This is a genomic window from Mycobacterium sp. E3198 (genome assembly GCF_001667015.1).
Taxonomy (GTDB): Bacteria; Actinomycetota; Actinomycetes; order Mycobacteriales; family Mycobacteriaceae; genus Mycobacterium.
Map to the genome: position 1 here is coordinate 21,303 of NZ_LZIS01000108.1, position 18,962 is coordinate 40,264.

The 18,962-nt window shown below is 68.0% G+C and carries 23 protein-coding genes and 1 pseudogene; 10 read left to right on the forward strand and 14 right to left on the reverse strand.

The genetic code is table 11. From position 1 onward, the window contains the following. Window positions 1-108: 108 nt before the first annotated feature. The gene (locus tag A5673_RS12245) at window positions 109-645 is read left to right on the forward strand and encodes a hypothetical protein (protein ID WP_068232006.1); all 537 of its coding nucleotides are present in this window, start codon (window positions 109-111) and stop codon (window positions 643-645) included. 277 nt (window positions 646-922) lie between these two features. Here the strand turns inward: A5673_RS12245 and A5673_RS29065 are convergent. Then, a pseudogene (locus A5673_RS29065) lies at window positions 923-1,042 on the reverse strand (nuclear transport factor 2 family protein); the annotation flags it as partial. Between the two features lie 321 nt (window positions 1,043-1,363). Between A5673_RS29065 and A5673_RS12255 the strand changes: the two are divergent. Further along, window positions 1,364-2,677 (forward strand): adenylate/guanylate cyclase domain-containing protein, encoded by a 1,314-nt coding sequence (locus A5673_RS12255; protein ID WP_068232011.1) that lies wholly within the window; start codon window positions 1,364-1,366, stop codon window positions 2,675-2,677. Between the two features lie 180 nt (window positions 2,678-2,857). Here the strand turns inward: A5673_RS12255 and A5673_RS12260 are convergent, their stop codons facing one another. Further along, window positions 2,858-3,316: a limonene-1,2-epoxide hydrolase family protein gene (locus A5673_RS12260; protein WP_068232012.1), complete on the reverse strand. Its 459-nt coding sequence runs from the start codon at window positions 3,314-3,316 to the stop codon at window positions 2,858-2,860. Window positions 3,317-3,428: 112 nt separating this feature from the next. On the opposite strand from A5673_RS12260, the gene A5673_RS12265 reads away from it, so the two are divergent. Then, window positions 3,429-3,614: a hypothetical protein gene (locus A5673_RS12265; RefSeq protein WP_068232014.1), complete on the forward strand. Its 186-nt coding sequence runs from the start codon at window positions 3,429-3,431 to the stop codon at window positions 3,612-3,614. 10 nt (window positions 3,615-3,624) lie between these two features. On the opposite strand, the gene A5673_RS12270 is transcribed toward A5673_RS12265, so the two are convergent. The 6 genes from A5673_RS12270 to A5673_RS12295 all read right to left on the reverse strand — a co-directional run bounded on the left by A5673_RS12270 (window position 3,625) and on the right by A5673_RS12295 (window position 7,881). After that, complete coding sequence (locus A5673_RS12270; RefSeq protein WP_068232016.1) at window positions 3,625-4,947, reverse strand: cytochrome P450; 1,323 nt, start codon at window positions 4,945-4,947, stop codon at window positions 3,625-3,627. A gap of 45 nt (window positions 4,948-4,992) precedes the next feature. Continuing rightward, window positions 4,993-5,370, reverse strand: coding sequence for a lipoprotein LpqH (locus tag A5673_RS12275; RefSeq protein ID WP_068232063.1), 378 nt, complete (start codon window positions 5,368-5,370; stop codon window positions 4,993-4,995). A gap of 55 nt (window positions 5,371-5,425) precedes the next feature. Beyond that, the gene (locus tag A5673_RS12280) at window positions 5,426-6,259 is read right to left on the reverse strand and encodes an SDR family oxidoreductase (RefSeq protein ID WP_068232019.1); all 834 of its coding nucleotides are present in this window, start codon (window positions 6,257-6,259) and stop codon (window positions 5,426-5,428) included. Window positions 6,260-6,265: 6 nt separating this feature from the next. Then, on the reverse strand, window positions 6,266-6,739 hold the full coding sequence (locus A5673_RS12285) for an SRPBCC family protein (protein ID WP_197518361.1): 474 nt from the start codon (window positions 6,737-6,739) through the stop codon (window positions 6,266-6,268). A gap of 36 nt (window positions 6,740-6,775) precedes the next feature. Next, the gene (rpfC, locus tag A5673_RS12290; protein WP_068232026.1) at window positions 6,776-7,189 is read right to left on the reverse strand and encodes a resuscitation-promoting factor RpfC; all 414 of its coding nucleotides are present in this window, start codon (window positions 7,187-7,189) and stop codon (window positions 6,776-6,778) included. 131 nt (window positions 7,190-7,320) lie between these two features. Continuing rightward, window positions 7,321-7,881 carry a chorismate mutase gene (locus A5673_RS12295; RefSeq protein ID WP_068232029.1) on the reverse strand — a complete coding sequence of 187 codons (561 nt, stop codon included), beginning with the start codon at window positions 7,879-7,881 and terminating at the stop codon, window positions 7,321-7,323. A gap of 52 nt (window positions 7,882-7,933) precedes the next feature. Between A5673_RS12295 and A5673_RS12300 the strand changes: the two genes are divergently transcribed. Next, window positions 7,934-8,515, forward strand: a complete 582-nt coding sequence (locus A5673_RS12300; protein ID WP_197518360.1) for a hypothetical protein — start codon at window positions 7,934-7,936, stop codon at window positions 8,513-8,515. A gap of 63 nt (window positions 8,516-8,578) precedes the next feature. On the opposite strand, the gene ag85B is transcribed toward A5673_RS12300, so the two are convergent. Further along, the gene (ag85B, locus tag A5673_RS12305) at window positions 8,579-9,571 is read right to left on the reverse strand and encodes a diacylglycerol acyltransferase/mycolyltransferase Ag85B (protein ID WP_068232032.1); all 993 of its coding nucleotides are present in this window, start codon (window positions 9,569-9,571) and stop codon (window positions 8,579-8,581) included. 564 nt (window positions 9,572-10,135) lie between these two features. Between ag85B and A5673_RS12310 the strand changes: the two genes are divergently transcribed. Then, window positions 10,136-11,266 (forward strand): hypothetical protein, encoded by a 1,131-nt coding sequence (locus A5673_RS12310; protein ID WP_068232035.1) that lies wholly within the window; start codon window positions 10,136-10,138, stop codon window positions 11,264-11,266. A gap of 80 nt (window positions 11,267-11,346) precedes the next feature. Here A5673_RS12310 and A5673_RS12315 read toward each other — a convergent pair whose 3' ends face one another. Genes A5673_RS12315 through A5673_RS12325 form a run of 3 tightly spaced genes read right to left on the reverse strand, consistent with a single transcriptional unit; the run spans window position 11,347 to window position 14,215 of the window. Further along, complete coding sequence (locus A5673_RS12315; RefSeq protein WP_068232069.1) at window positions 11,347-11,874, reverse strand: YceI family protein; 528 nt, start codon at window positions 11,872-11,874, stop codon at window positions 11,347-11,349. A 31-nt stretch (window positions 11,875-11,905) separates the two neighbouring features. Then, entirely contained in the window at window positions 11,906-12,919 is a 1,014-nt protein-coding gene (locus A5673_RS12320) for an alcohol dehydrogenase (RefSeq protein ID WP_068232037.1), read from the reverse strand. 24 nt (window positions 12,920-12,943) lie between these two features. After that, the gene (locus A5673_RS12325; protein WP_068232039.1) at window positions 12,944-14,215 is read right to left on the reverse strand and encodes a cytochrome P450; all 1,272 of its coding nucleotides are present in this window, start codon (window positions 14,213-14,215) and stop codon (window positions 12,944-12,946) included. A 185-nt stretch (window positions 14,216-14,400) separates the two neighbouring features. Here A5673_RS12325 and A5673_RS12330 point away from each other — a divergent pair, with 185 nt between their 5' ends. The 4 genes from A5673_RS12330 to A5673_RS12345 are packed head-to-tail and all read left to right on the forward strand — an operon-like array spanning window position 14,401 to window position 16,019. Continuing rightward, window positions 14,401-14,988 carry a dihydrofolate reductase family protein gene (locus A5673_RS12330; protein ID WP_068232040.1) on the forward strand — a complete coding sequence of 196 codons (588 nt, stop codon included), beginning with the start codon at window positions 14,401-14,403 and terminating at the stop codon, window positions 14,986-14,988. A gap of 49 nt (window positions 14,989-15,037) precedes the next feature. Beyond that, window positions 15,038-15,442, forward strand: a complete 405-nt coding sequence (locus A5673_RS12335) for a hypothetical protein (RefSeq protein WP_068232043.1) — start codon at window positions 15,038-15,040, stop codon at window positions 15,440-15,442. Between the two features lie 10 nt (window positions 15,443-15,452). Then, a complete protein-coding gene (locus tag A5673_RS12340; protein WP_068232046.1) occupies window positions 15,453-15,743 on the forward strand; it encodes a hypothetical protein in 291 nt (96 codons plus the stop codon). 45 nt (window positions 15,744-15,788) lie between these two features. Then, window positions 15,789-16,019: a hypothetical protein gene (locus A5673_RS12345; protein WP_068232076.1), complete on the forward strand. Its 231-nt coding sequence runs from the start codon at window positions 15,789-15,791 to the stop codon at window positions 16,017-16,019. Window positions 16,020-16,022: 3 nt separating this feature from the next. Here A5673_RS12345 and A5673_RS12350 read toward each other — a convergent pair whose 3' ends face one another. Together A5673_RS12350 and A5673_RS12355 are read right to left on the reverse strand one after the other, a co-directional pair. Next, a complete protein-coding gene (locus A5673_RS12350; RefSeq protein ID WP_068232048.1) occupies window positions 16,023-17,153 on the reverse strand; it encodes a nitronate monooxygenase in 1,131 nt (376 codons plus the stop codon). A gap of 126 nt (window positions 17,154-17,279) precedes the next feature. Beyond that, entirely contained in the window at window positions 17,280-17,741 is a 462-nt protein-coding gene (locus A5673_RS12355) for a hypothetical protein (RefSeq protein ID WP_068232051.1), read from the reverse strand. 166 nt (window positions 17,742-17,907) lie between these two features. Here A5673_RS12355 and A5673_RS12360 point away from each other — a divergent pair. After that, the coding region (locus tag A5673_RS12360; protein WP_068232057.1) for a PE family protein at window positions 17,908-18,962 on the forward strand (1,055 nt) is incomplete at its 3' end.

Here is an 18,962-nt window from a genome sequence, read left to right on the forward strand (position 1 = left end):
GAATGCCGGCGGTAGCGGCGTGTCGCCGGACAAACACGCACGCTCGCCACCGGGTGGAGCCTCTCGTTCCTAGGTCTACCCTCGAGGAGTACGAGGGAAAGGCACGCGATGCTCGCAGCGTTCGGATTCGAAGCCCTAGGCGTCGTCGTCGGCGACATGTACTTCGTCGACCCGGCCCCACTGGCCGGTCAGGAGACCCCGGAGCGCGGGGTCAGACTGGAACTCCGGCTCATCGACCGGGCCGCGCCGCAGGGCTCGATCTACGCCGGCATCCCGATCGCCTTCGCCCGCCCGGTCTGGCGGGTCGACCTGTTCGGATCGACCGAGAGCCCGCCCGGAACGTTGGACAGGGCCCATCACCACCCCCGCTTCACCGATTGGGAACCCGGACGCCGGCAGTTCGTCCCCGAACTGTCCGCCGACCCGCTGGCCTGGCTGGCCGATCAGTTGGCGGACCCGGCGGCCGTGCTGGAGCGGGCGGGCGTGGCCGCGGACGAGTTCACCCAAGCCGACGTGTCGGGGCTCGCGGCGGCGGCCCCGGAGATCGTCGCGGTCGTCAAACGCATGCTGGAGGGCGTGCGGGACGGGCAACTGGCCCCGGCCCCCGCCGAGGCGGTGGCCGCCGCGCGCACCGGTTGGCTCTGAGCCGGCGGGTGTTTTTCGGGAATATTGCCGGCGTCGCGGCACTTGTTACATGTGTCTAATAGCCGTGACCGTTCCGAAGGCTCCGCCATGTCGCACCTCCTGTCCAAGTCCCGCTCACTGCCCGCGACCCCGGCGCGCGATGGCGCGCCGACCGCGTTATCTCGCCACCGCTGGCGTATTCACCGGGGCCCGTCCGCGCCGCGCCGGCTTTACCCGCTGCATGAGGCCAGCTATCTCGAGGCGGAGCTGATGTCCCGCCTCATGCAGCACCTCTGAGTCAGACCAGGCTTGACGCGTCGAACACCCAGCTGCTGGTGTCTGCAGTTGCGAGGTTCTCGAAGTGGTTCGGCGGCGCGAAGCCGACGAGACTGTTCATATCGCAATAGTCTTTCCGCACGAAGGACGTCGAACTGGTGCTTGACCAGGGAATACGAGGTCTCAGCGTTAATGAAGGCCGAAATATATGTGGGACACAGTTGATGGAGCGAGCGCGGAAGGCGGGCACTGGTACTCGGCGGCAACCAACCGGTCACTCAACCGTCCCGCGGAACGCTCGTGCGTAATCCTCTCGGCGGTGACGGTGGACATCGTGATCGTGCCCAGCGGGAAGCGCCAGCCAGCGGGCCACATCGACACCGAGGCAATCGACGTCCGCCGGCTGGTCGGCTGAGTATCGCGACACCGAGATTCGACCCGATCCCGGGCTTACACTTCCGCCATGTTCTCGGAGACGCGCTACGCGATGAACGGGGACTTGCGCGTCGCCTACCGTGCGTCGCCCCCTGGCGCTAGCGACATCGTGTTCGTCCCCAACTGGTTCTTCTGTTGCGAGGCTCTTCCCGAGCTACCGTCCCTTCAGGGATGGATCGAGGCAATGGCATCGCTCGGTCGGCTCATCTTTTTCGACCAACCCGGCACGGGAGTATCCGATCCCGTCACCCCGGGAGCAATGCCAACCTTGGAGCAATGGTCGGACAGCATCACCGCAGTCTTGGACGATCTAGGAAGTCGCGAAGCGGTGCTCGTGGCGACCAACGCCGCGTCTGCGACAGCGGCGCTGTTCGCAGCAACACATCCGTCCCGCACCGCCGCACTCGTCGTGCTCGAAGGCTATGCACATCTTGTGCGCACCGATGATTTCGACCAGGAAAAATTCATCGCCTGGGTGGTGGCCACTTGGGGCACGGGGGAGTTTGAACATGCGACAAATCCGGACATGCCATGGAACGAGGAGGTCCGAGCTATGTGGGCGCGACATGATCGCCTGGCTGCCAGCCCAGGGACCGTTGGTCTCGTGATGCCGCTGGCGCAAATGGACGTGCGGGCACTCCTTCCGACAGTCCGCGTACCAACCCTCGTGGTCCAGCACACTGACGACCCGTTTATCACGCCCTCGATGGGCAAGGACGTCGCTGATCACATACCGGATGCGAAATACGTTGAGCTACCCGGACGCAACATGTATCACTTCGTGGAACCGTGGCGCGATTCGTTCCAGTTGATCGCTGAGTTTCTCACCGGCGAGCAGGCCGAGGTGGCCGACGACCGAGTGCTCGCAACGGTGTTGTTCACCGACATCGTGGACTCGACGCGCCGCGCCGCCGAGATGGGCGACCGTGACTGGCATGCCCTGCTTGATGCGCACGACGCCGTGGTGCGGTCACAGCTCGCTCGGTTTCGGGGCCGCGAGGTGAACACATCAGGAGACGGGTTCCTGGCGATGTTCGACGGTCCTCAGCGGGCGATCCGCTGCGCCATGGCAATTCGCGACGCGGTGCAGTCGCTCGGCATCGAGGTGCGCGCCGGGTTGCATACCGGCGAATGCGAGGTTCGCGGCGATGACATCGGCGGGATCGGCGTGCACATCGGTGCCCGGGTGAGCGCAGTGGCCGGGCCGAACGAGGTGCTCGTGTCCAGCACGCTGCGCGACCTCGTGATCGGGTCAGGACTCGAATTCGAAGAGCGCGGCACTCACGAACTCAAGGGCGTACCCGGCGAATGGCGGCTTTTAGCCGTCACATCTCCGCAGTAGGGAGTGGGAACTTTCTTACGCGCATCGCTGCGCGGCGGTTCGACGGCAAAACCCCGAACCCCAGGGAGCGAAATCCGCCGTTCTGGTCGTGCGGGGTAGTCGGAGGGGGCAGAACAAGGTTCGCGACGACGGCCGCACGGATCGAACGCCGTTCGAACAGCCGCGTTTTAGACAGCGTCGTCAGACCAACGCGGACGCGTCGAAAACCCAGCTGGTGTCCGCGTTTGCGAGGTTCTCGAAGTGGTTCGGCGGCGCGAAGCTGACCAGGCTGTTCATGTCCCAATAGTCTTTCCAGACAGTGATCTTGCCGTCGACGACCTTGTGGACCGTGACGAACCTCAGCACGCCCTGCTCGCCGGATGCGAAAGTCCAAGTCTCCGAGTGCTCGTAGATGACGTCGGAACCATTCGACACCAGCACCCCGTCGTGGTTCTCGTAGCCGGCCAGCGGCTCGAGCCCCATCTTGAGCCGCTTGACGATGTCTTCGGGACCGCGCGCCGACAGCGCGGGGACCGGCATGTCGACATACAGGCAGTCGTCGGACAGGAACGTCTTGACCGCGTCCCAGTCCCGACGCGACAGCGCCTGCCACATCCCGACGACGACGTCCTCGACCGCGATCTCAGAAACCTCTGTCATAGCGGCAAATAAACTAGGTTGCTCAACGCGTGTCAACCACGGCTGCGCGGCGGCAATCAATGAAGGGTGTCTCGATAGGTTTTGACCACGCCTGTGCCGCATACTTGGCGACGTGACCGTGCAGCGCGATACCCCCGAGGAGACTGCGGCCGACCGGGTCGACGGCCTGCTGACCCGGCGCGAGGCCATCCGGCGACTGGCGCTCGTCGGCGTCACCGCCGGCCCGACCGCGCTCATCGCGGCCTGTTCGTCCGGCAGGGGAGGCTGGCCGAGTCGGCGACGCCGACGCCGCCGCTGAACACGGCGATCTAGGCGTCCACCGGGGCCATCGACCGCGCCGGCCCCAGCGTCACCGGCAGCGTCGACCAACCCCGCAGCACCCGGGTGTCCCGCCTGCTTCCGGCGCCGGCCGCCCGCGCCCGCGGAAAACGGTCGAAGAACGTCCGCAGCCCGACTTCCCCCTCGGCGCGCGCGAGCGCGGCCCCCAGGCAGAAGTGCCGGCCCCCGGAGAACGCGAGATGCCTTCCCGCATTGGGCCTTTCGATGTCGAAGCGGTGCGGATCTCCGAATACCGACGGATCCCGGTTCGCGGCGGCAAGATAGATCACCACCAAGTCGCCGCCTTTGATCGGCGTGCCCGCCACCTCCACGTCCCGCAGCGCCACGCGCGCGGTGAGCTGTACCGGCGAATCGAGCCGCAGGATCTCCTCGACGGCGTTGGGCCACAGTTCGGGACGCCGGCGCAACGTCTCCAAATGCTCGGGGTTGTCCAGCAACATCCGAATCCCGTTGCCCAGCAAGTTCACCGTGGTCTCGAACCCGGCGGCCAACACCAGGCCGGCGATCCCCTGCAATTCGTGCGGATCGAGATGCGTTTCGGCGGAACCGTGTTCGGCCGTTTGGATCAGCTGGCTCATCAGGTCGTCACCGGGGGCGCGTCGCAACTCGTTGAGGTGATCGGCGAGCCAGGAGTTGAATCCGGCGATCCCTTCCTGCACCCGCCGGTATTGCCGCCACGGCAGGCCGAGGTCCAGGCTCGGCGCGGCCAGCTCGCCGAACTCCAGCACGCGCGGCCGGTCGCGTTCGGGCACGCCGAGGATGTCGCTGATGATCGCGACCGGAAGTTGCGAGCAGTACCGCCCGACGACGTCGACCACGCCGGATTGGCCGGCCAGCTGATCCAGCAGTTTCGTCGCGGTCTGTTCGACCCCGTCACGCAACGCGGCGACCGCCCTGGGCGTGAACACGGCCGAGACGGTCTTGCGATAGCGGGTGTGGTCCGGCGGCTCCACGGCCAGCAGCGACGGCGCGCGCACCGGATGCAAGAGCCCGTCGCTGGTGCGGCGCTCCAGCCAGCGCAGCGGCGCCGGCAGGTTCGAGCCCATGTTCACCACGCGGAAGTCGTCGGATCGCAGCAGTTCGTGCGCGACCGCGTGGTCGGGCGTCAGATAGTTGACGCGGCCCTTCACCATCGGCCCGAGGGCGCGCAGTTGTTCGTAGAACGACACCAGATCCGTGGCCACCGTCGGGTCGGCGATCAACCTGGCCTGCACGTCGCCCAGCCGCATTCCGATCGACGCGACACCCCGCACGAAACCGTGCATCGCGAGCCAGTGCAACCGCTCTTTCACTGCGCCTCCCTCACCTCGGGCCTCACCCAGGGTAAGCCGCCGGACTCAGCACTCGGCGATGATCTTGAAGTCGGTGTTCACCGTCTTGTTCGGATTGCTGTTGCTGATGCCGTAGGCGCTGCCGGTGATCGTGTAGTCCCCGTTGGTGAGGTCGGCGCGCGCATCGCCCACCCCGCCCTGCCAGTAGCTGCCGGTGAACCCGTCGACGTTGCGGATCTTCACCCACTGCGGGATGACGCGGTAGCCGCTGAGCAGGACCGTCGCTTCGACGTGGCCATTCTCGTCGCCGATGTCAAGCGTCCGATACGACTGGGTCTGGCTGCACGCCGCCGGGCGGGCCGTGTGCGTGGTGCCGTCGATGGTGACGCGGGCGGCTTTTCGGGGCACGGTCTGCGCCTGCCCGCACCCGGCGATGCCGCCCATCGCGATCAGGATGAAAGCGCTTGCGAGCCAACGGTTTTGCACCGAGCCATCTCCTTCACTGTCGCTTCGGCAGCAGCGCCGGTAGGGACTTGGCGATGCGACCCCGCACGAACTCCGGGCTCAGGCCCTTGAGCACGTCGATCATCCGGATGCTCTTGGGCACATACCAGTGCAATCGCTTCGGGTCGTGGTAAGCCTGCCACGCCGCCTCCGCCACGCTGCTCGCCGGCATCAGGCGCATCATGCCCTTCCTGGGCGCCCGCGCGCGCAGCTCCTCGCCAGTCATCGCCGGGCCGCCGTCGTCGGAGTGGTTGGTCGTGGTGGTGAGGATGGCGGTGTCGATCAGGCCCGGCAGCACGTCGGCGACCCGAACCCCATGTCGCTGCCACTCCACGCTCAGCGCCTCGGTGAGCCCCTTGACCGCGTGCTTGGTCGACGAGTAGACCGCGATGCGCGGCATCCCGTAGGTGCCCGAGGACGACGACGTCGAGAACATCAGGCTGCCGGGGGTCTTCTTCAGGTAGGGCAGCGAGGCGTAGGCGCCCGTCAGCACCGCCTTGAAGTTGACCTCGACGACGCGCATCGAGGCCTCGTACGGCACGTCCTCGAACCAACCCGATTCGCCGATGCCGGCGTTGTTCCACATCATGTCGAGTCCGCCGCCGTCGTTGCCGGCGCAGAAGTCCGCCAGGGCGCCGTCGAGGGCGGCCTTGTCCGTCACGTCCACCGCGCGCGTCCAGAGCCGATCGTCGCCCAGCTCCTGGCGCAGCGCGGCCAGGCCTTCTTCGTTGCGGTCGACGGCACCGACCCGCCAGCCCTTGGCGTGGAAGAGCTTGGCGCCCTCCCGGCCCATGCCGCTGCCCGCGCCGGTGATGAAGACCGATTTCACGACGCGTCAGCCCGCCTCGACGACGTCTTTGATGCGGTTGAGTGTCTTGGTCATGTCCCGAACGTTGCGCCGGCGGCGCAGGAAACCCCCGAGCAACCAGTAGACGCCGAGCCAGGGCGCCGGGGTGAGCCGGAACGACTCCGTCACGTCGGTGCCGCCATCGCTGGGCGCCAAGCGGTAATGCCAGTTATTCACCGGCCTGTCGCCGAGCAGCACCGCGAAACCGAACTCGCGGCCGGGCTCGCACGCGGTGACCTCGCACGTCGTCCAGTAGACCGGTCCCAGCTCGTTGCGCCGGACGTGGCCGCGAAATTTGGCGCCCAGGGCCGGGCCGTTCGCGTCGCCCAGCCACTCCGCCTCAAACACCTCGGGGGAGAACCGTCCGGTGTTGCGAACATCCGCGATGAGATCCCAGATCCTGTCCGCGGGCGCCGCCATGTGAACCGTCGCCGAACCTTCCATGGGCTGATCCAAACACAGCTTGGCGCCGGGTCATAGAGCGCGAGCCGGAACCGATCAGTGTGGCACCGCCGCCTGAATCAGGCCGTTGATGATCTGCTTGATGCCCTGGGCGGGATGCGAATACCACGCGATGGGCAGGCCCGACGCCGCGCCGCACTTCGGCCAGGCCTCGACCCCCTGGTCCGCGAAGACCCGGTTGGCCACCGCGATCTGTTGCTCCCTGGACGCGGCCGCCGGGTTGCCCACGCCGCCGTACCGGGCCCAGGTGCTCGGCTTGAATTGCAGCCCACCGTATTCGCCGTTTCCGGTGTTGGCTTGCCAGTTGCCACCGGACTCGCACTGCGCGACGGCGTCCCAGTTGGGGCCGAGGGGAGCGGCGTCTGCCACGCCGGAGGGGAAAGTCAGCGACGCTGCAACGAACCCGCCGACCATCGCGGACTTGACGAGAGGCTTGCAGAGTTTTCTCATGCCAGGCTTTTCGCGTGGCGTGTCCGAAGCGTTACCGATTCGAAAATGTCGCGAGATATGCCCTCTAGCAGCGAAATCAGCCCTGTGAGCAGCGGATTCGCAGTTTTAGAAAATCGTGAGAGTTAAATAAACTAGCCCTGGCAATACGACTGAGACGCGAGCGAAAGCGCTTGTTGATAAAGGTCATCCAGCCCTCGGGCGCGTATCACGTCGGCCCTTGCGGCGTCCAGCTCCGGGCCGCAGGCCGACGAGTGCAACAGGTCCCAGTGGGTCGCGATCTCGGCCAGCATCGCGCGGTTGAAGCCATCGATCCTCGCCCGCGACGCCGACAGGTCCGGCGCCGCGGAGGGCGCGTCCGCCGGCCTGAGCTTCCACCCCGCGAACCGGCTGTATTCGATTGCCTCCGTGGCGCTGATCTGGTCGCCGAACACCCGCGCGACGTAGTCGGCGTCGATGCGCGCGGCGTCCGCCTCCCGGCGCGCGTGCGCGAGCTCCTGCTGGACGCGGCCCGGATCCTCGATGGCGCCGTGGGTAGTCCACTTGAACGCGGCCACGGGCTCGGCGACCTGCAGCCGCTGCGCGGCGGCGTCAACCAACGGCGTCAGCGCGCCGGTGGGATCGGCTCGCGCCTGCGGGGCCAGCACGGTCGCCGCCACCCAGCAGCCGATCAGGACGGCTCGCCCGCAACCCATGACGATGATTCTGACCGCACGCCGGGCCTTTCCGGAGTTAGCCTGGCCGCTGATGCCACTGACGTCTCCGGCCGCCGGGTTGCGCTCGACCCAGGTTCGCGCGCTGATCGGCGCCGCGCTGACGGCCTCACTGCTGCTGGGCGGAGCTTTCCTGGCGGTGGACAGGCTGCACACGACACCCGCCGACGTCGTGGACCACCCCGCCAACCCGGTCGGCGACGATCAGTCCCTGGCTCAGGTGGTAGAGCCGGCCCAACAGATCGTCGGGTTGGCCCGGCTGCAGACCGCGTCGGCGGGCTACACGCTGATGTCATGCAAGAACCGCGACGAGCCGCCCTATCAGGGCGCGATCTACCTGACCTTCGCGCTGCCCGCCGGCGCCCGGCCCGACGCGTTCTTCCCGGCGACCGCTGCGACGCTGGCCGCCCATGGTTGGACCCGCGGCCTGCCGCCGAATGATCACGCGTTCGGCGAGTCGCTCACCAAGGACGCCGCCACCGCGATCGTCTATCTGCAAAGCGAGGAGCCGAGCGTGGGCGTGCTGCGCGTCTACGGTCAGTGCCGGAACATGAACGACCACCGCAGCGACTCGACGGCCTGGGTCGACGTCACCGACCGGCTCAGGGCCCCTTAACGCGCTACCGCGCCCGACGTCGTCGTCAGGCGCAGTAGCGAATTAGGTTGGGTAAGTGGGTGGTTAGCCGCCGCCTCCGGGGGTGGCGCCCAGGCTGCCCTGCAGGTCACCCTTCATGGCGTTGAGCTGCGCGCCCCAGTACTCCCAGCTGTGCGTCCCGTTGGCGTCGAAGTTGAACACGGCGTTGTGACCGCCGGCCGCGTTGTAGGCGTCCCGGAACTTCAGGTTGCTGCTACGCACGAAGTTCTCCAGGAACTCGGCGGGCATGTTGGCCCCGCCCAGCTCCGACGGCGTGCCGTTGCCGCAGTAGATCCACAGGCGGGTGTTGTTGCCGACCAGCTTCGGGATCTGGATGGTGGGGTCGTTGCGCTGCCAGGCCGGGTCGCTCGAGGGGCCCCACATGGCGTCGGGCTTGTAGCCGCCGGCGTCACCCATCGCCAGGCCGATCAAGCTGGGCCCCATTCCCGAAGACGGGTCCATCAGGGCGGACAGCGAGCCCGCGTAGACGAACTGGCCCGGGTGGTAGGCGGCGAGGATCAGCGCCGAGGAGCCGGACATCGAGATGCCGACCGCGGCACTGCCGTTGGGCTTGACGCTGCGGTTGGAGTTCAGCCATTGCGGCAGCTCGCTGGTGAGGAAGGTCTCCCACTTATAGGTCGAGCAGCCGGCCTTACCGCAGGCGGGGCCGTACCAGTCGGCGTAGAAGCTGGACTGCCCGCCGACCGGCATGATGATCGAAAGGCCCGACTTGTAGTACCACTCGAAGGCGGGGGTGTTGATGTCCCAGCCGTTGTAGTCGTCCTGGGCCCGCAGTCCGTCGAGCAGGTACACCGCCGGGGAGCCGTTTCCACCGCTTTGGAACTGCACCTTGATGTTGCGGCCCATCGCGCCGGACGGTACCTGCAGGTACTCGACCGGCAGACCCGGGCGGGAGAACGCCCCCGCCGTCGCGGCGCCACCGGCAAGACCGATCAGGCCCGGCAGGGTGACAGCCGCGGCTGCACCGACCAAAAGCCGGCGCCCCCAGGCCCGGATCTTCTCGCTCACGTCTGTCATACCTGCCCCTTGTCCGTATGTGATGGCGGTCTCAGCTGGAATTTACCGGGTTATTCGGCCAAATGTCGATTGGGACGCGGTGTTGTCTCGGTTTCATATCGGTTTCGGACCGAATTTCGCATTGTGGACAAAGGCGCGCCGGGGGGGCATACCGCCCGAATCGCCAGGCAGCGGGGTCCGCGACGGCGAACGCATGGCGGTGCGTCGACCGCTGCGACGCCCGATGTATAAGGACATCTCGTCGAATGGCGCGTCTATTTGTTCGACACGCCCGCGGGCCGCCGGTCAGCCGAGCGCGGCGGCCACAAAAGGCGATTTTCGGGCCCAAGGACCGGCGGCGGAGGGCCGCTGCGGGGGTGCGCACGCGCGTGGCCTGCGAGTTCAACGCGAATTCAATACCGGGGCAGCCGAACTTGCGCGGACCGCGTAGGCTCTCACGGAGCAAGCCGATGGAGACCACACATTCCGGTCCGTTCCGGCCCTCACGAACTGCCGCGCCAGCGAGCTTTTGGTGCGCAATCGCGGGTGAGGGTGGCGGAGGTCCGGGCCGATCGAGGTGCAAGTTTGGACACGGTACTGGGGCTGTCACTGACGCCGACCACCGTCGGGTGGGTCCTCGCCGAGGGGCACGGCGCCGACGGCACGATCCTGGACCATCAGGAATTGGGCCTGCCCAGCGGCCGTGGGGCGCGCGCCCTGAGCACCGCGGACTTGGTGGCGGACGAGGTGCTGCGGGTCGACGCGCTGGCGGCATCGAGCGACCGTCGGGTGCGCGTCGTAGGGCTGACCTGGAGCAACGAAGCGTCCGCTCAGGCGGCGCTGGTGCTGGAGGCGCTGACCGACGCCGGCCTGGACAACGTGGTGCCGGTCCGGATGCTCGAGGCGGTCGAGACCCTCGCCCGCGCGATCGCGCCCGTCATCGGCTACGAGCAGACCGCCGTCTGCATCCTCGAGCATGAGTGGGCGACCGTCGTCATGGTCGACACCCACGACGGTGAGACGCAAACGGCCGTCAAGCACGTGCGCGGCGGCTTCGACGGGCTGCGGTCCTGGCTGAGCGGGATGTTCGAACGACCGAATGGATGGCGCCCCGGCGGGGTGGTGGTCGTCGGCGCGGACAGCGACCTCAACGGGTTCTCGTGGCAGCTCGAAAAGGCTTTGCCGGTACCCGTTTTCGCCCAGACCATGGCCCAGGTGACCATCGCGCGCGGCGCGGCGCTGGCCGCGGCCAACAGCACCGAGTTCACCGACGAACAGCTGGTGTCGCACGTCAGTGAGCCCGTCGCCGCGCCCGCGGCGCGGCCCCGGAAGTTGTCCTACACCGGCGCAGCGACGGCGTTGGCCGCCGGCGCAATCACTTTCGTCTCGTCGCTGTCGCTCGCGTTGGGTATTCAGCTGGCCCCGGCCAGTGAGTCCGCGCCGACGAAGCGCGTCGTGCACGCGCCGCCCGCGCAGATGGCCGAGGCCGTCGCGCCCGCCGTCGCGCCCCCGCCGGAGGTGGTCCCGCCCGCGCCCAAGCCCAAGGCACCCGTGGGCGAGCCCGCCCCGGCGTCCGGGGCCGGCGGAGAGCAGCAAGGCGCCCCCGACGAGCCGCAGCCGGACGCGAGCGGCCGCCAGCCCTACTTGACCCGGGTGCTCGAGCACATCCCCGGCGACGCCAGTGATTCGGCGCCGCCCCACGAGCCGACGCCTTAGGGCATCTCGCTCCGCGACACATAACCAGTTGCGAAGACACGCCGCGGCGAATCGCAACGGCTTATGTCTCGGCGTATCGCTCAGGCCTTGGGGTGCACCGCGGTAAAGGACACCGACACCTCGTCGGCGACCTTCACCGAGCCCATCAGCAGCGAATAAGGCCTGACGCCGTAATCGGTTTGCGCAACGGTGGATTCGACCGACATTCGCCACTGGTCGCCGAGATCGGTTGCGCGCAAGTCGATGACGTGCTTGCGGGACTTGCCGCGAATGTGGAGCTCCCCGGTCAGGCGGTAGCCGTCGTCGGCCTTGTCGATCGTGTCGGTGGCGAAGCGGATCTCGGGATAGTGTTTGGCGTCCAACGACTTCAACGCGTTCGACTTCACCAGGACCTTCTCCGGCCCGGACAACCCCTTGACCCCGCCCTCGCCGTGGAGCACCTCGAACGAATCGACCTCGACCGTCAGCGCCGCGGTGACCGGTTCGGCGCCGGCCCAGGCCACGGCGGCCTCCCAGCGCGTCATCGCGATGGTGAGCCGGTGGCCCATCCGCGCGGCCGGGCCGGTGACGCCGGTGCGGATCGTCAACTCACCGTCGGATGCGGTCATGGTCCAAAGGTCGGTCACAGGCCGACTGTAGTCACATCGTCAAAACGGTGCGGTAATGCGCTCGCCCCTGCTCCAGGGCCGCGTAGCCCTCGGCCGCCTGCGCCAGCGGCAGTTCCTCGATCCAAGCCCGCACCCCGGACAGGACCGCGAAATGCATAGTGTCCTCGACGTCTTTGGCCGTGCCGGAGGGATGGCCCACGATGCTCACCCCCGGCGTGATGAGCTGGATGGGACTGATCGGCAACGGTTCGGGCGTGACGCCGATGGTGACCAGCTCGCCTTGCGGCGATATCCCGCCGACGGTTGCGGCCATCGCCGCCGAGTTGCCCGCGGTCGCCAGCACGACCGCCGCGCCGCCGAGGGCCTTCAGCGCCTCCGCGGGATCGGCGGCGGTGGAGTCAATGTAGTGGTGGGCGCCCAGCTTTCGGGCGTCCTCCTCTTTGCCGCGGCCGCGGTTGATTGCGATGGTCTCGAAACCCATCGCCCGGGCGAACTGCACGCCGAGGTGCCCGAGCCCGCCGACGCCGAGGATGGCCACCCGGTCGCCGGGCGTCGCCTTCGTGTGACGCAAGGCGTTGTAGGTGGTGACGCCCGCGCAGCCCATCGGCGCGGCTTCGGCGTCGGTGAGCTCCGACGGGATCCGGGCCAGCGCGTTGGCCGGCACCGTCACCGATTCCGCGTAGCCGCCGGGATAGTGCCAGCTCGGCACCTTGCCGTTGACGCAGTGGATGAAAAGACCCTTGCGGCACGGGTCGCAGCGGTAACAGCACCCGCCGAACCAGCCGACGGCGACGCGATCGCCCACCGCGAAGTCGTCGACGCCCTCGCCGATTTCGGCTATGGTTCCGGCGATTTCGTGGCCCGGGGTCAACGGCCACGACATGTTGGGGAATCCGCCGTGCACGAAGGCGCGGTCGGTACCGCACACACCGCAGGCGGTGACGGCTATGCGCACTTCATCGCGCCCCGGCGGCCGCGTGTCTACTTCGGCGAGCTCCAGCGGACCGCCCGCTGACTGGATCCGGACGGCTTGGTGTGTCGGCATCGCCTTAGCGTAATGCGCGACAGGTCATTTGGCCTCCCCGTCGGTGTGGTAGTCGACCTGCCAGTGCTTGATGCCGTTGAGCCAGCCCGACCGCAGCCGTTCGGGTTTTCCGATCGATTCCAGGTTCGGGATGCCGTCGGCGATCGCGTTGAACATCAGGTCGATCGTCATCCGCGCCAGGTTCGCCCCGATGCAGTAATGCGCACCGGTGCCGCCGAATCCCACGTGCGGGTTGGGGTCGCGCAGGATGTTGAAGGTGAACGGGTCGTCGAACACGTCCTCGTCGAAATTGGCCGAGCGGTAGACCATCACCACCCGCTGGCCCTTCTTGATTTGCACGCCGGACAGCTCGTAGTCCTGCAGCGCGGTGCGCTGAAACGACGTGACCGGGGTGGCCCACCGCACGATCTCGTCGGCCGAAGTGGCCGGACGCTCCCTCTTGAACAGCTCCCATTGATCGGGAAAGTCGGTGAAGGCCATCATGCCCTGGGTGATCGAGTTGCGGGTGGTCTCGTTGCCGGCCACCGCGAGCAGGATGACGAAGAAGCCGAATTCATCGTCGGAGAGCTTGTGCCCGTCGATGTCGGCCTGCACCAGCTTGGTCACGAGGTCTTCCCCGGGATTCGCCGTCCGGTCGGCCGCCATCTGCATGCCGTACATGATGAGTTCGACGGAGGCGGTGATGGCGTCGTTGTTGGCGAACTCGGGGTCCTGGTCGCCGACCATCTCGTTGGACCAGTGGAAGAGCTTCTTGCGCTCTTCCTGCGGCACACCCATCAACCCGGCGATGGCCTGCAACGGCAGCTCGCACGAGACCTGCTCGACGAAGTCGCCGCGCCCCTCGGCGGCCGCTTCCTCGACGATGCGCCGGGCACGCTCGGCGAGGTCGTCGCGCAGGCGCTCGATGGCCCGGGGAGTGAAGGCGCGCGAGATGATCTTGCGCAGCCGGGTGTGCTGCGGCGCATCCATGTTGAGCAGGACGAACTTGCCGCGTTCGACCTGCTCGCCGACCGTGCCGTCCTTATAGCGCGGCAACGCGGTCTTTTCCAGGCTGGAGAAGATGTCGCTGCGCAGCGAAACCTCTTTGACGTCCTTGTGCTTGGAGACCACCCAGAAGCCGCCGTCGTCGAACCCGCCCGCCCCGACCGGCTGCTCGTTCCACCAGATCGGCGCGGTTCGGCGCAGCTCGGCCAGCTCCTCCACCGGCAGCCGCTCCGCGTGGACGTCTGGATCCGTGAAATCGAATCCCGGCGGCAGGTTGGGGGCCGGCTTGGCCGTCGGCTCTGCGGTTGACATGGCGCACTCCTCGATACGAAGTCCTCTAGGCGTCCTTGTGCTAGGAAACCATTGCTACACCACGGTTGGGAAGCGTTGCAGCAAGATCGGCGGCCCGAATTGCAACACGTTCAGTCGCGCTGAGTTTCGCGGGCCGCGCCGGTCTGTATGGGAAGAGCCAGCACCGACCGACCGAAAGGGAGCACATGCGCATCGTTCTCAGTCACTTCATCAGCCTGGACGGGATCGTCCAGGCCCCGGGCGGCCAGGGTGAGGACACCGACGGGGGATTCGCGCACGGGGGCTGGTCCACGCCGTACTTCGAACCGGAGACCATGGGACCCGCCGTCGCCGAGACGATGGCCGGCACCGACGCGCTGCTGTTCGGCCGTCGCACCTGGCAGACGATGGCCGCCGCCTGGCCGGCGCGCGGCGGCGACCCGTTCGCCGACCGCATGAACGAGATTCCCAAATACGTGGCGTCCCGGACGCTTAGCCAGGACGACCTGGGCTGGACCGGCTCGGCCCTGCTACCCCCCGACGATGCGATCGGCGCGATTCGTGAGTTGCGCGCCCGCGACGGCCGGGCGATCCAGGTGATGGGCAGCCCGTCGCTGGCCGCACAGCTGATCGAGCACGACCTGGTCGACGAATACCGGCTGATGATCGAGCCGATCCTGCTCGGCGGCGGCAAGCGGCTGTTTCCCGGCGACGGCCGGGCACGCCCGCTGGAGCTGGTGTCGACGACGGCAACCGGGACCGGGGTGGTGATCTGCACCTACCGGCGTCGGTGACCGCTGGATATGCTTTGGTCCAGGTCACCGGCGACAGGTGGGGTGGAACATGATTCGGGAACTGCTCAGCGCCGCTTCGATAGCGGGCATCACGATCGGCATGGCGCCGTCCGCCGCGGCCGATCAGCATTACACCGGCGACGTGCCGAACATGAACTATCAGGCCTCGCTGGGTGCGCCCTGCGACAACTACGAGCGCTTCATCTTCGGACGCGGCCCCAGCGGGCAGGCCGAGGCCTGTCACTTCCCGCCGCCCAACCAATTCCCCGCGGCCACCACCGGCTACTGGGTCATCTCCTATCCGCTCTACGGCGTGCAGCAGGCCGGCGCGAAGTGCCCGGGCCCGCAGGCGGCCGCGCAGTCGGAGCGCGGGCTGCCCATGCTGTGCCTGGGGGACCAGGGGTGGCAGGAGGGGTGGTTCACCGGGGCGGGGTTCTTCCCTCCCTCTTCGTGACGGGCCGGCGATGAGTGCCACCCGGCCCGCCGAAGCGCCCGTTCCGCGCTGGCTGCGCTTCGTGCTCGCGTCCGACCGGGCCGGCTCGGCCTGGTACATCGGGGCCGGTTTCTTCTTCGCGCCGGTGCTCGCCGTGCTGTCGCCTTGGCCGGCGCTCACCGCCGTGCTCTGGGCCGTCATCGGGCTGGCCGGGCTGTGGCTGGGGCTGCTCGGCGTCGCGATGGCCCTCGGACTGGCGCGCGTCCTGCGGTCCGGCGCCGAGATCCCCGAGGCCTACTGGCGCACTCTGGTCAACTACTGAACGTCTAGAGTCGTGCGAAAGGCCATGCGACAAAAGGAGATCCCGATGGGCTTCAATCCGAAAGACGCGGTCGACGCGGTCAGGGACATCGCGACGAACGCCGTCGAAAAGGCCTCGGACATCGTCGAACACGCCGGGGACATCATCCGCGGCGACGTCGCCGGCGGCGCCAGCGGCATCGTCCAGAACTCGATCGACATCGGCGCCTACGCGGTCGACCGCACGAAGGAGGTCTTCACCGGCGGGGACGGCGTCGACGAAATCGACGACGAGTAATCGTCAGACGGAGGCGGCCTCGTTCAGCTCGTCCAGCCTGTTGGTCGCTTCCAGGTACTCCTGCACCCACCGCTCGATGACGGTCGCCGTCTTCTCCACCTTGGTGAACTGCCCGACCACCTGACCGACCGGGTTGAACGCGACGTCGACGGACTCGTTGGGATACCGGTTGGTGGCCCGCACCGCCATGCCGGAAACCATGTACTGCAACGGCATACCGAGCGGCTTCGGGTTGTCCGGCTGCTCCCAGGCCTCGGTCCAGTCGTTGCGCAGCATCCGGGCCGGCTTGCCCGTGAACGAGCGGCTCCGGACGGTGTCGCGGCTGCCCGCCTTGACGTACGCCTGCTGCTGCACGGGCGTGTTCGAGGATTCCTCGACCATCAGCCACTGCGAGCCGGTCCAGGCGCCCTGCGCACCCAGCGCCAGGGCGGCCGCGATCTGCTGACCGCTCCCGATGCCCCCCGCCGCCAGCACCGGCACCGGGGCGACCTCCCTAACGACCTGCGGCCACAACACGATCGAGCCCACCTCGCCGCAGTGTCCGCCGGCCTCGCCGCCCTGGGCGATGATGATGTCGACGCCCGCGTCGGCGTGCTTGCGGGCCTGCGACGGCGAGCCACACAGCGCGGCCACCTTGAGCCCGGCGTCGTGGATGTGCTTGATCATGTCGGCCGGGGGAGTGCCGAGCGCGTTGGCGATCATCTTCACCTTGGGGTGCTTCAACGCCACCTCGACCTGTGGGGTGGCCGTCGCCTCGGTCCACCCGAGCAGTTGCAGGCTGTCGGAGTCGCTGTCTTCGATCGGCACCCCGTGGTCGGCGAGGATCTTCTTGCCGAAGTCCAGATGCTCCTGCGGCACCATCTTGCGCAGCGTCTCGGCCAGCTCCTCCGCGGAGAGGTGGGAGTCCATGCCCTCGTATTTGTTCGGGATGACGATGTCGACGCCGTAGGGGTGATCGCCGATGTTCTCGTCGATCCAGTTGAGCTCGATCTCCAGCTGCTCGGGCGTGAAGCCGACGGCGCCGAGCACGCCGAAACCACCGGCCTTGCTGACGGCGACCACGACATCGCGGCAGTGGGTGAAGGCGAAGATCGGGAACTCGATACCAAGCTCGTCGCAAATCGGGGTGTGCATGCCTACTCCTGGAAAGCTTGACCGATGCTAGAAGAACTGAAACGTGTTCTAGTTTAGTACCCGCAGCCCTGACGTGGCCAGCCGCCCCCGGCCAGCGCTTCGGCACTACGACGTTTCAGGCCGTTGTCAGCTGCACCCGTGGGCGGTCCACAGGACCAGGAACGCCAGCATGCCCGCGAAGCAGACCAGGTGATCGCGGAAGATGGCCCGCGCTAGCCGGGTCTGTTCGGCCGGACCGTCCGCCCGGCGCCCGAGCCGAACGGCGCCCGGGACCGTGTGCGTCAGCGCCAGCACCACCGGCACCCCCGCGAGCGCGGCCGAGGTCGCCAGCAGCCATACCGGGTCGTCACCCCGGGCGGCCTGAAACCCCAACGCCGCCAACAAAACGAGCATGACGGCGGCGATGACGTGGCTCATCGGTCGCGACGTGGTCGTGGCGCGGCGGTAGTAATCCGCGATGGACGCGAGCACGCGTTCGGGCAATTCCGGACCCGCACGCCGATATTGGAAGACCTGGACGTCGAAGATCAGATCCATCCACAAGACCGCGAGCAAAAAGCCGCTGCAGGCCGTGAGAATCGGGGCCACGACGCTCCTTACGTCCGGTTCGGCCGGCCGCCGCGCGACCGGATCGTGAACATGTTTCCCCGCTAAGCCGCTGCTGGGAACCAGCTTTGAATTGTTGTAAACGTGTCGAATTGGCCACCTGGGGTGCCTACCATCCGCTGAGGGTGGGCGAGCTGGAGGTTGTCGGATGTCATTTCTGGTTGCAGTCCCGGACGCCGTCGCGACGGCCGCGGAGAACGTCGCGGGCATCGCCTCATCGTTGAGCGCCGCCAATTCGGCAGCGGCCATCCCCACGACCGGCTTACTGGCCGCCGCCAGCGACGAGGTGTCGACGGCGATCGCTTCCCTGTTCGCCAGCCACGGCGCGCAATACCAGGCGCTCAGCGCTCAAGCGGCAACGTTCCACGCGCAGTTTGTGCAGGCCCTCAACGCCGCGGGCGGCGCCTACTCGGCCGCGGAAGCGGCCAACTCGTCACCGTTGCAGACACTGGCCCAAGACGCCCTCGGGGTCATCAACGCGCCGACCAACACGTTGCTTCATCGCCCGCTGATCGGCCCCGGCACTGACGGCGCCGCGGGGACCGGGCAGAACGGCGGCCCGGGCGGGATCCTGTGGGGCCGCGGCGGCAACGGCGGCTCGGGCGGGGTCGGGCAGGTCGGTGGCGCCGGAGGGGCGGCCGGGTTGTTGGGCATAGGCGGCATGGGCGGGACCGGCGGCCCCGGCATGGCGGGCGGGCATGGCGGCACCGGCGGCTGGCTCTGGGGCAATGGCGGCGCCGGGGGGACGGGTGGCACCGCCGGCCTCGGCACCGGCGGCGCCGGCGGGGCCGGCGGCAACGCCCTCCTGATCGGGAATGGCGGCGCCGGCGGGGCCGGTGCGATCGGAATTCCCGGCTCTAACGGCGGGGCCGGCGGGGCCGGCGGCCACTCCGGCTTCCTCGCGGGGATCGGCGGGGCCGCCGAGGCCGGCGGTGCCGTGACCGCCGCCGGAAGCACCGGCGGAGCCGGCGGGGCCGGCGGCAACGGAACCGGCCTCTTCCTGGGCTTCGGCGGGGCCGGCGGGGCAGGCGGCGACGCCAGCGGTCTCGGGGGTATCGCGGGCGCCGGCGGCGCCGGCGGCCAGGGCTTCGCCCGCAGCCCGCTGGGGATCGACTTGAGCATGGGCGGGGCCGGCGGGCACGGCGTTCTTTTCGACGATGGTGAAGGGGATGTTGGCCTGTTTGAGCCGGATCCCGGCGAGAT

What these genes read in the sequence shown, in the direction of transcription:
- A5673_RS12245 (WP_068232006.1), top strand. Translation starts at nt 109, where the DNA reads ATGCTCGCAGCGTTCGGATTCGAAGCCCTAGGCGTCGTCGTCGGCGAC.
- A5673_RS12255 (WP_068232011.1), top strand. Translation starts at nt 1,364, where the DNA reads ATGTTCTCGGAGACGCGCTACGCGATGAACGGGGACTTGCGCGTCGCC.
- A5673_RS12260 (WP_068232012.1), bottom strand. Translation starts at nt 3,316, where the DNA reads ATGACAGAGGTTTCTGAGATCGCGGTCGAGGACGTCGTCGTCGGGATG.
- A5673_RS12275 (WP_068232063.1), bottom strand. Translation starts at nt 5,370, where the DNA reads ATGGGCGGCATCGCCGGGTGCGGGCAGGCGCAGACCGTGCCCCGAAAA.
- rpfC (WP_068232026.1), bottom strand. Translation starts at nt 7,189, where the DNA reads ATGAGAAAACTCTGCAAGCCTCTCGTCAAGTCCGCGATGGTCGGCGGG.
- A5673_RS12295 (WP_068232029.1), bottom strand. Translation starts at nt 7,881, where the DNA reads ATGGGTTGCGGGCGAGCCGTCCTGATCGGCTGCTGGGTGGCGGCGACC.
- A5673_RS12300 (WP_197518360.1), top strand. Translation starts at nt 7,934, where the DNA reads ATGCCACTGACGTCTCCGGCCGCCGGGTTGCGCTCGACCCAGGTTCGC.
- ag85B (WP_068232032.1), bottom strand. Translation starts at nt 9,571, where the DNA reads ATGACAGACGTGAGCGAGAAGATCCGGGCCTGGGGGCGCCGGCTTTTG.
- A5673_RS12315 (WP_068232069.1), bottom strand. Translation starts at nt 11,874, where the DNA reads ATGACCGCATCCGACGGTGAGTTGACGATCCGCACCGGCGTCACCGGC.
- A5673_RS12320 (WP_068232037.1), bottom strand. Translation starts at nt 12,919, where the DNA reads ATGCCGACACACCAAGCCGTCCGGATCCAGTCAGCGGGCGGTCCGCTG.
- A5673_RS12325 (WP_068232039.1), bottom strand. Translation starts at nt 14,215, where the DNA reads ATGTCAACCGCAGAGCCGACGGCCAAGCCGGCCCCCAACCTGCCGCCG.
- A5673_RS12330 (WP_068232040.1), top strand. Translation starts at nt 14,401, where the DNA reads ATGCGCATCGTTCTCAGTCACTTCATCAGCCTGGACGGGATCGTCCAG.
- A5673_RS12335 (WP_068232043.1), top strand. Translation starts at nt 15,038, where the DNA reads ATGATTCGGGAACTGCTCAGCGCCGCTTCGATAGCGGGCATCACGATC.
- A5673_RS12340 (WP_068232046.1), top strand. Translation starts at nt 15,453, where the DNA reads ATGAGTGCCACCCGGCCCGCCGAAGCGCCCGTTCCGCGCTGGCTGCGC.
- A5673_RS12345 (WP_068232076.1), top strand. Translation starts at nt 15,789, where the DNA reads ATGGGCTTCAATCCGAAAGACGCGGTCGACGCGGTCAGGGACATCGCG.
- A5673_RS12350 (WP_068232048.1), bottom strand. Translation starts at nt 17,153, where the DNA reads ATGCACACCCCGATTTGCGACGAGCTTGGTATCGAGTTCCCGATCTTC.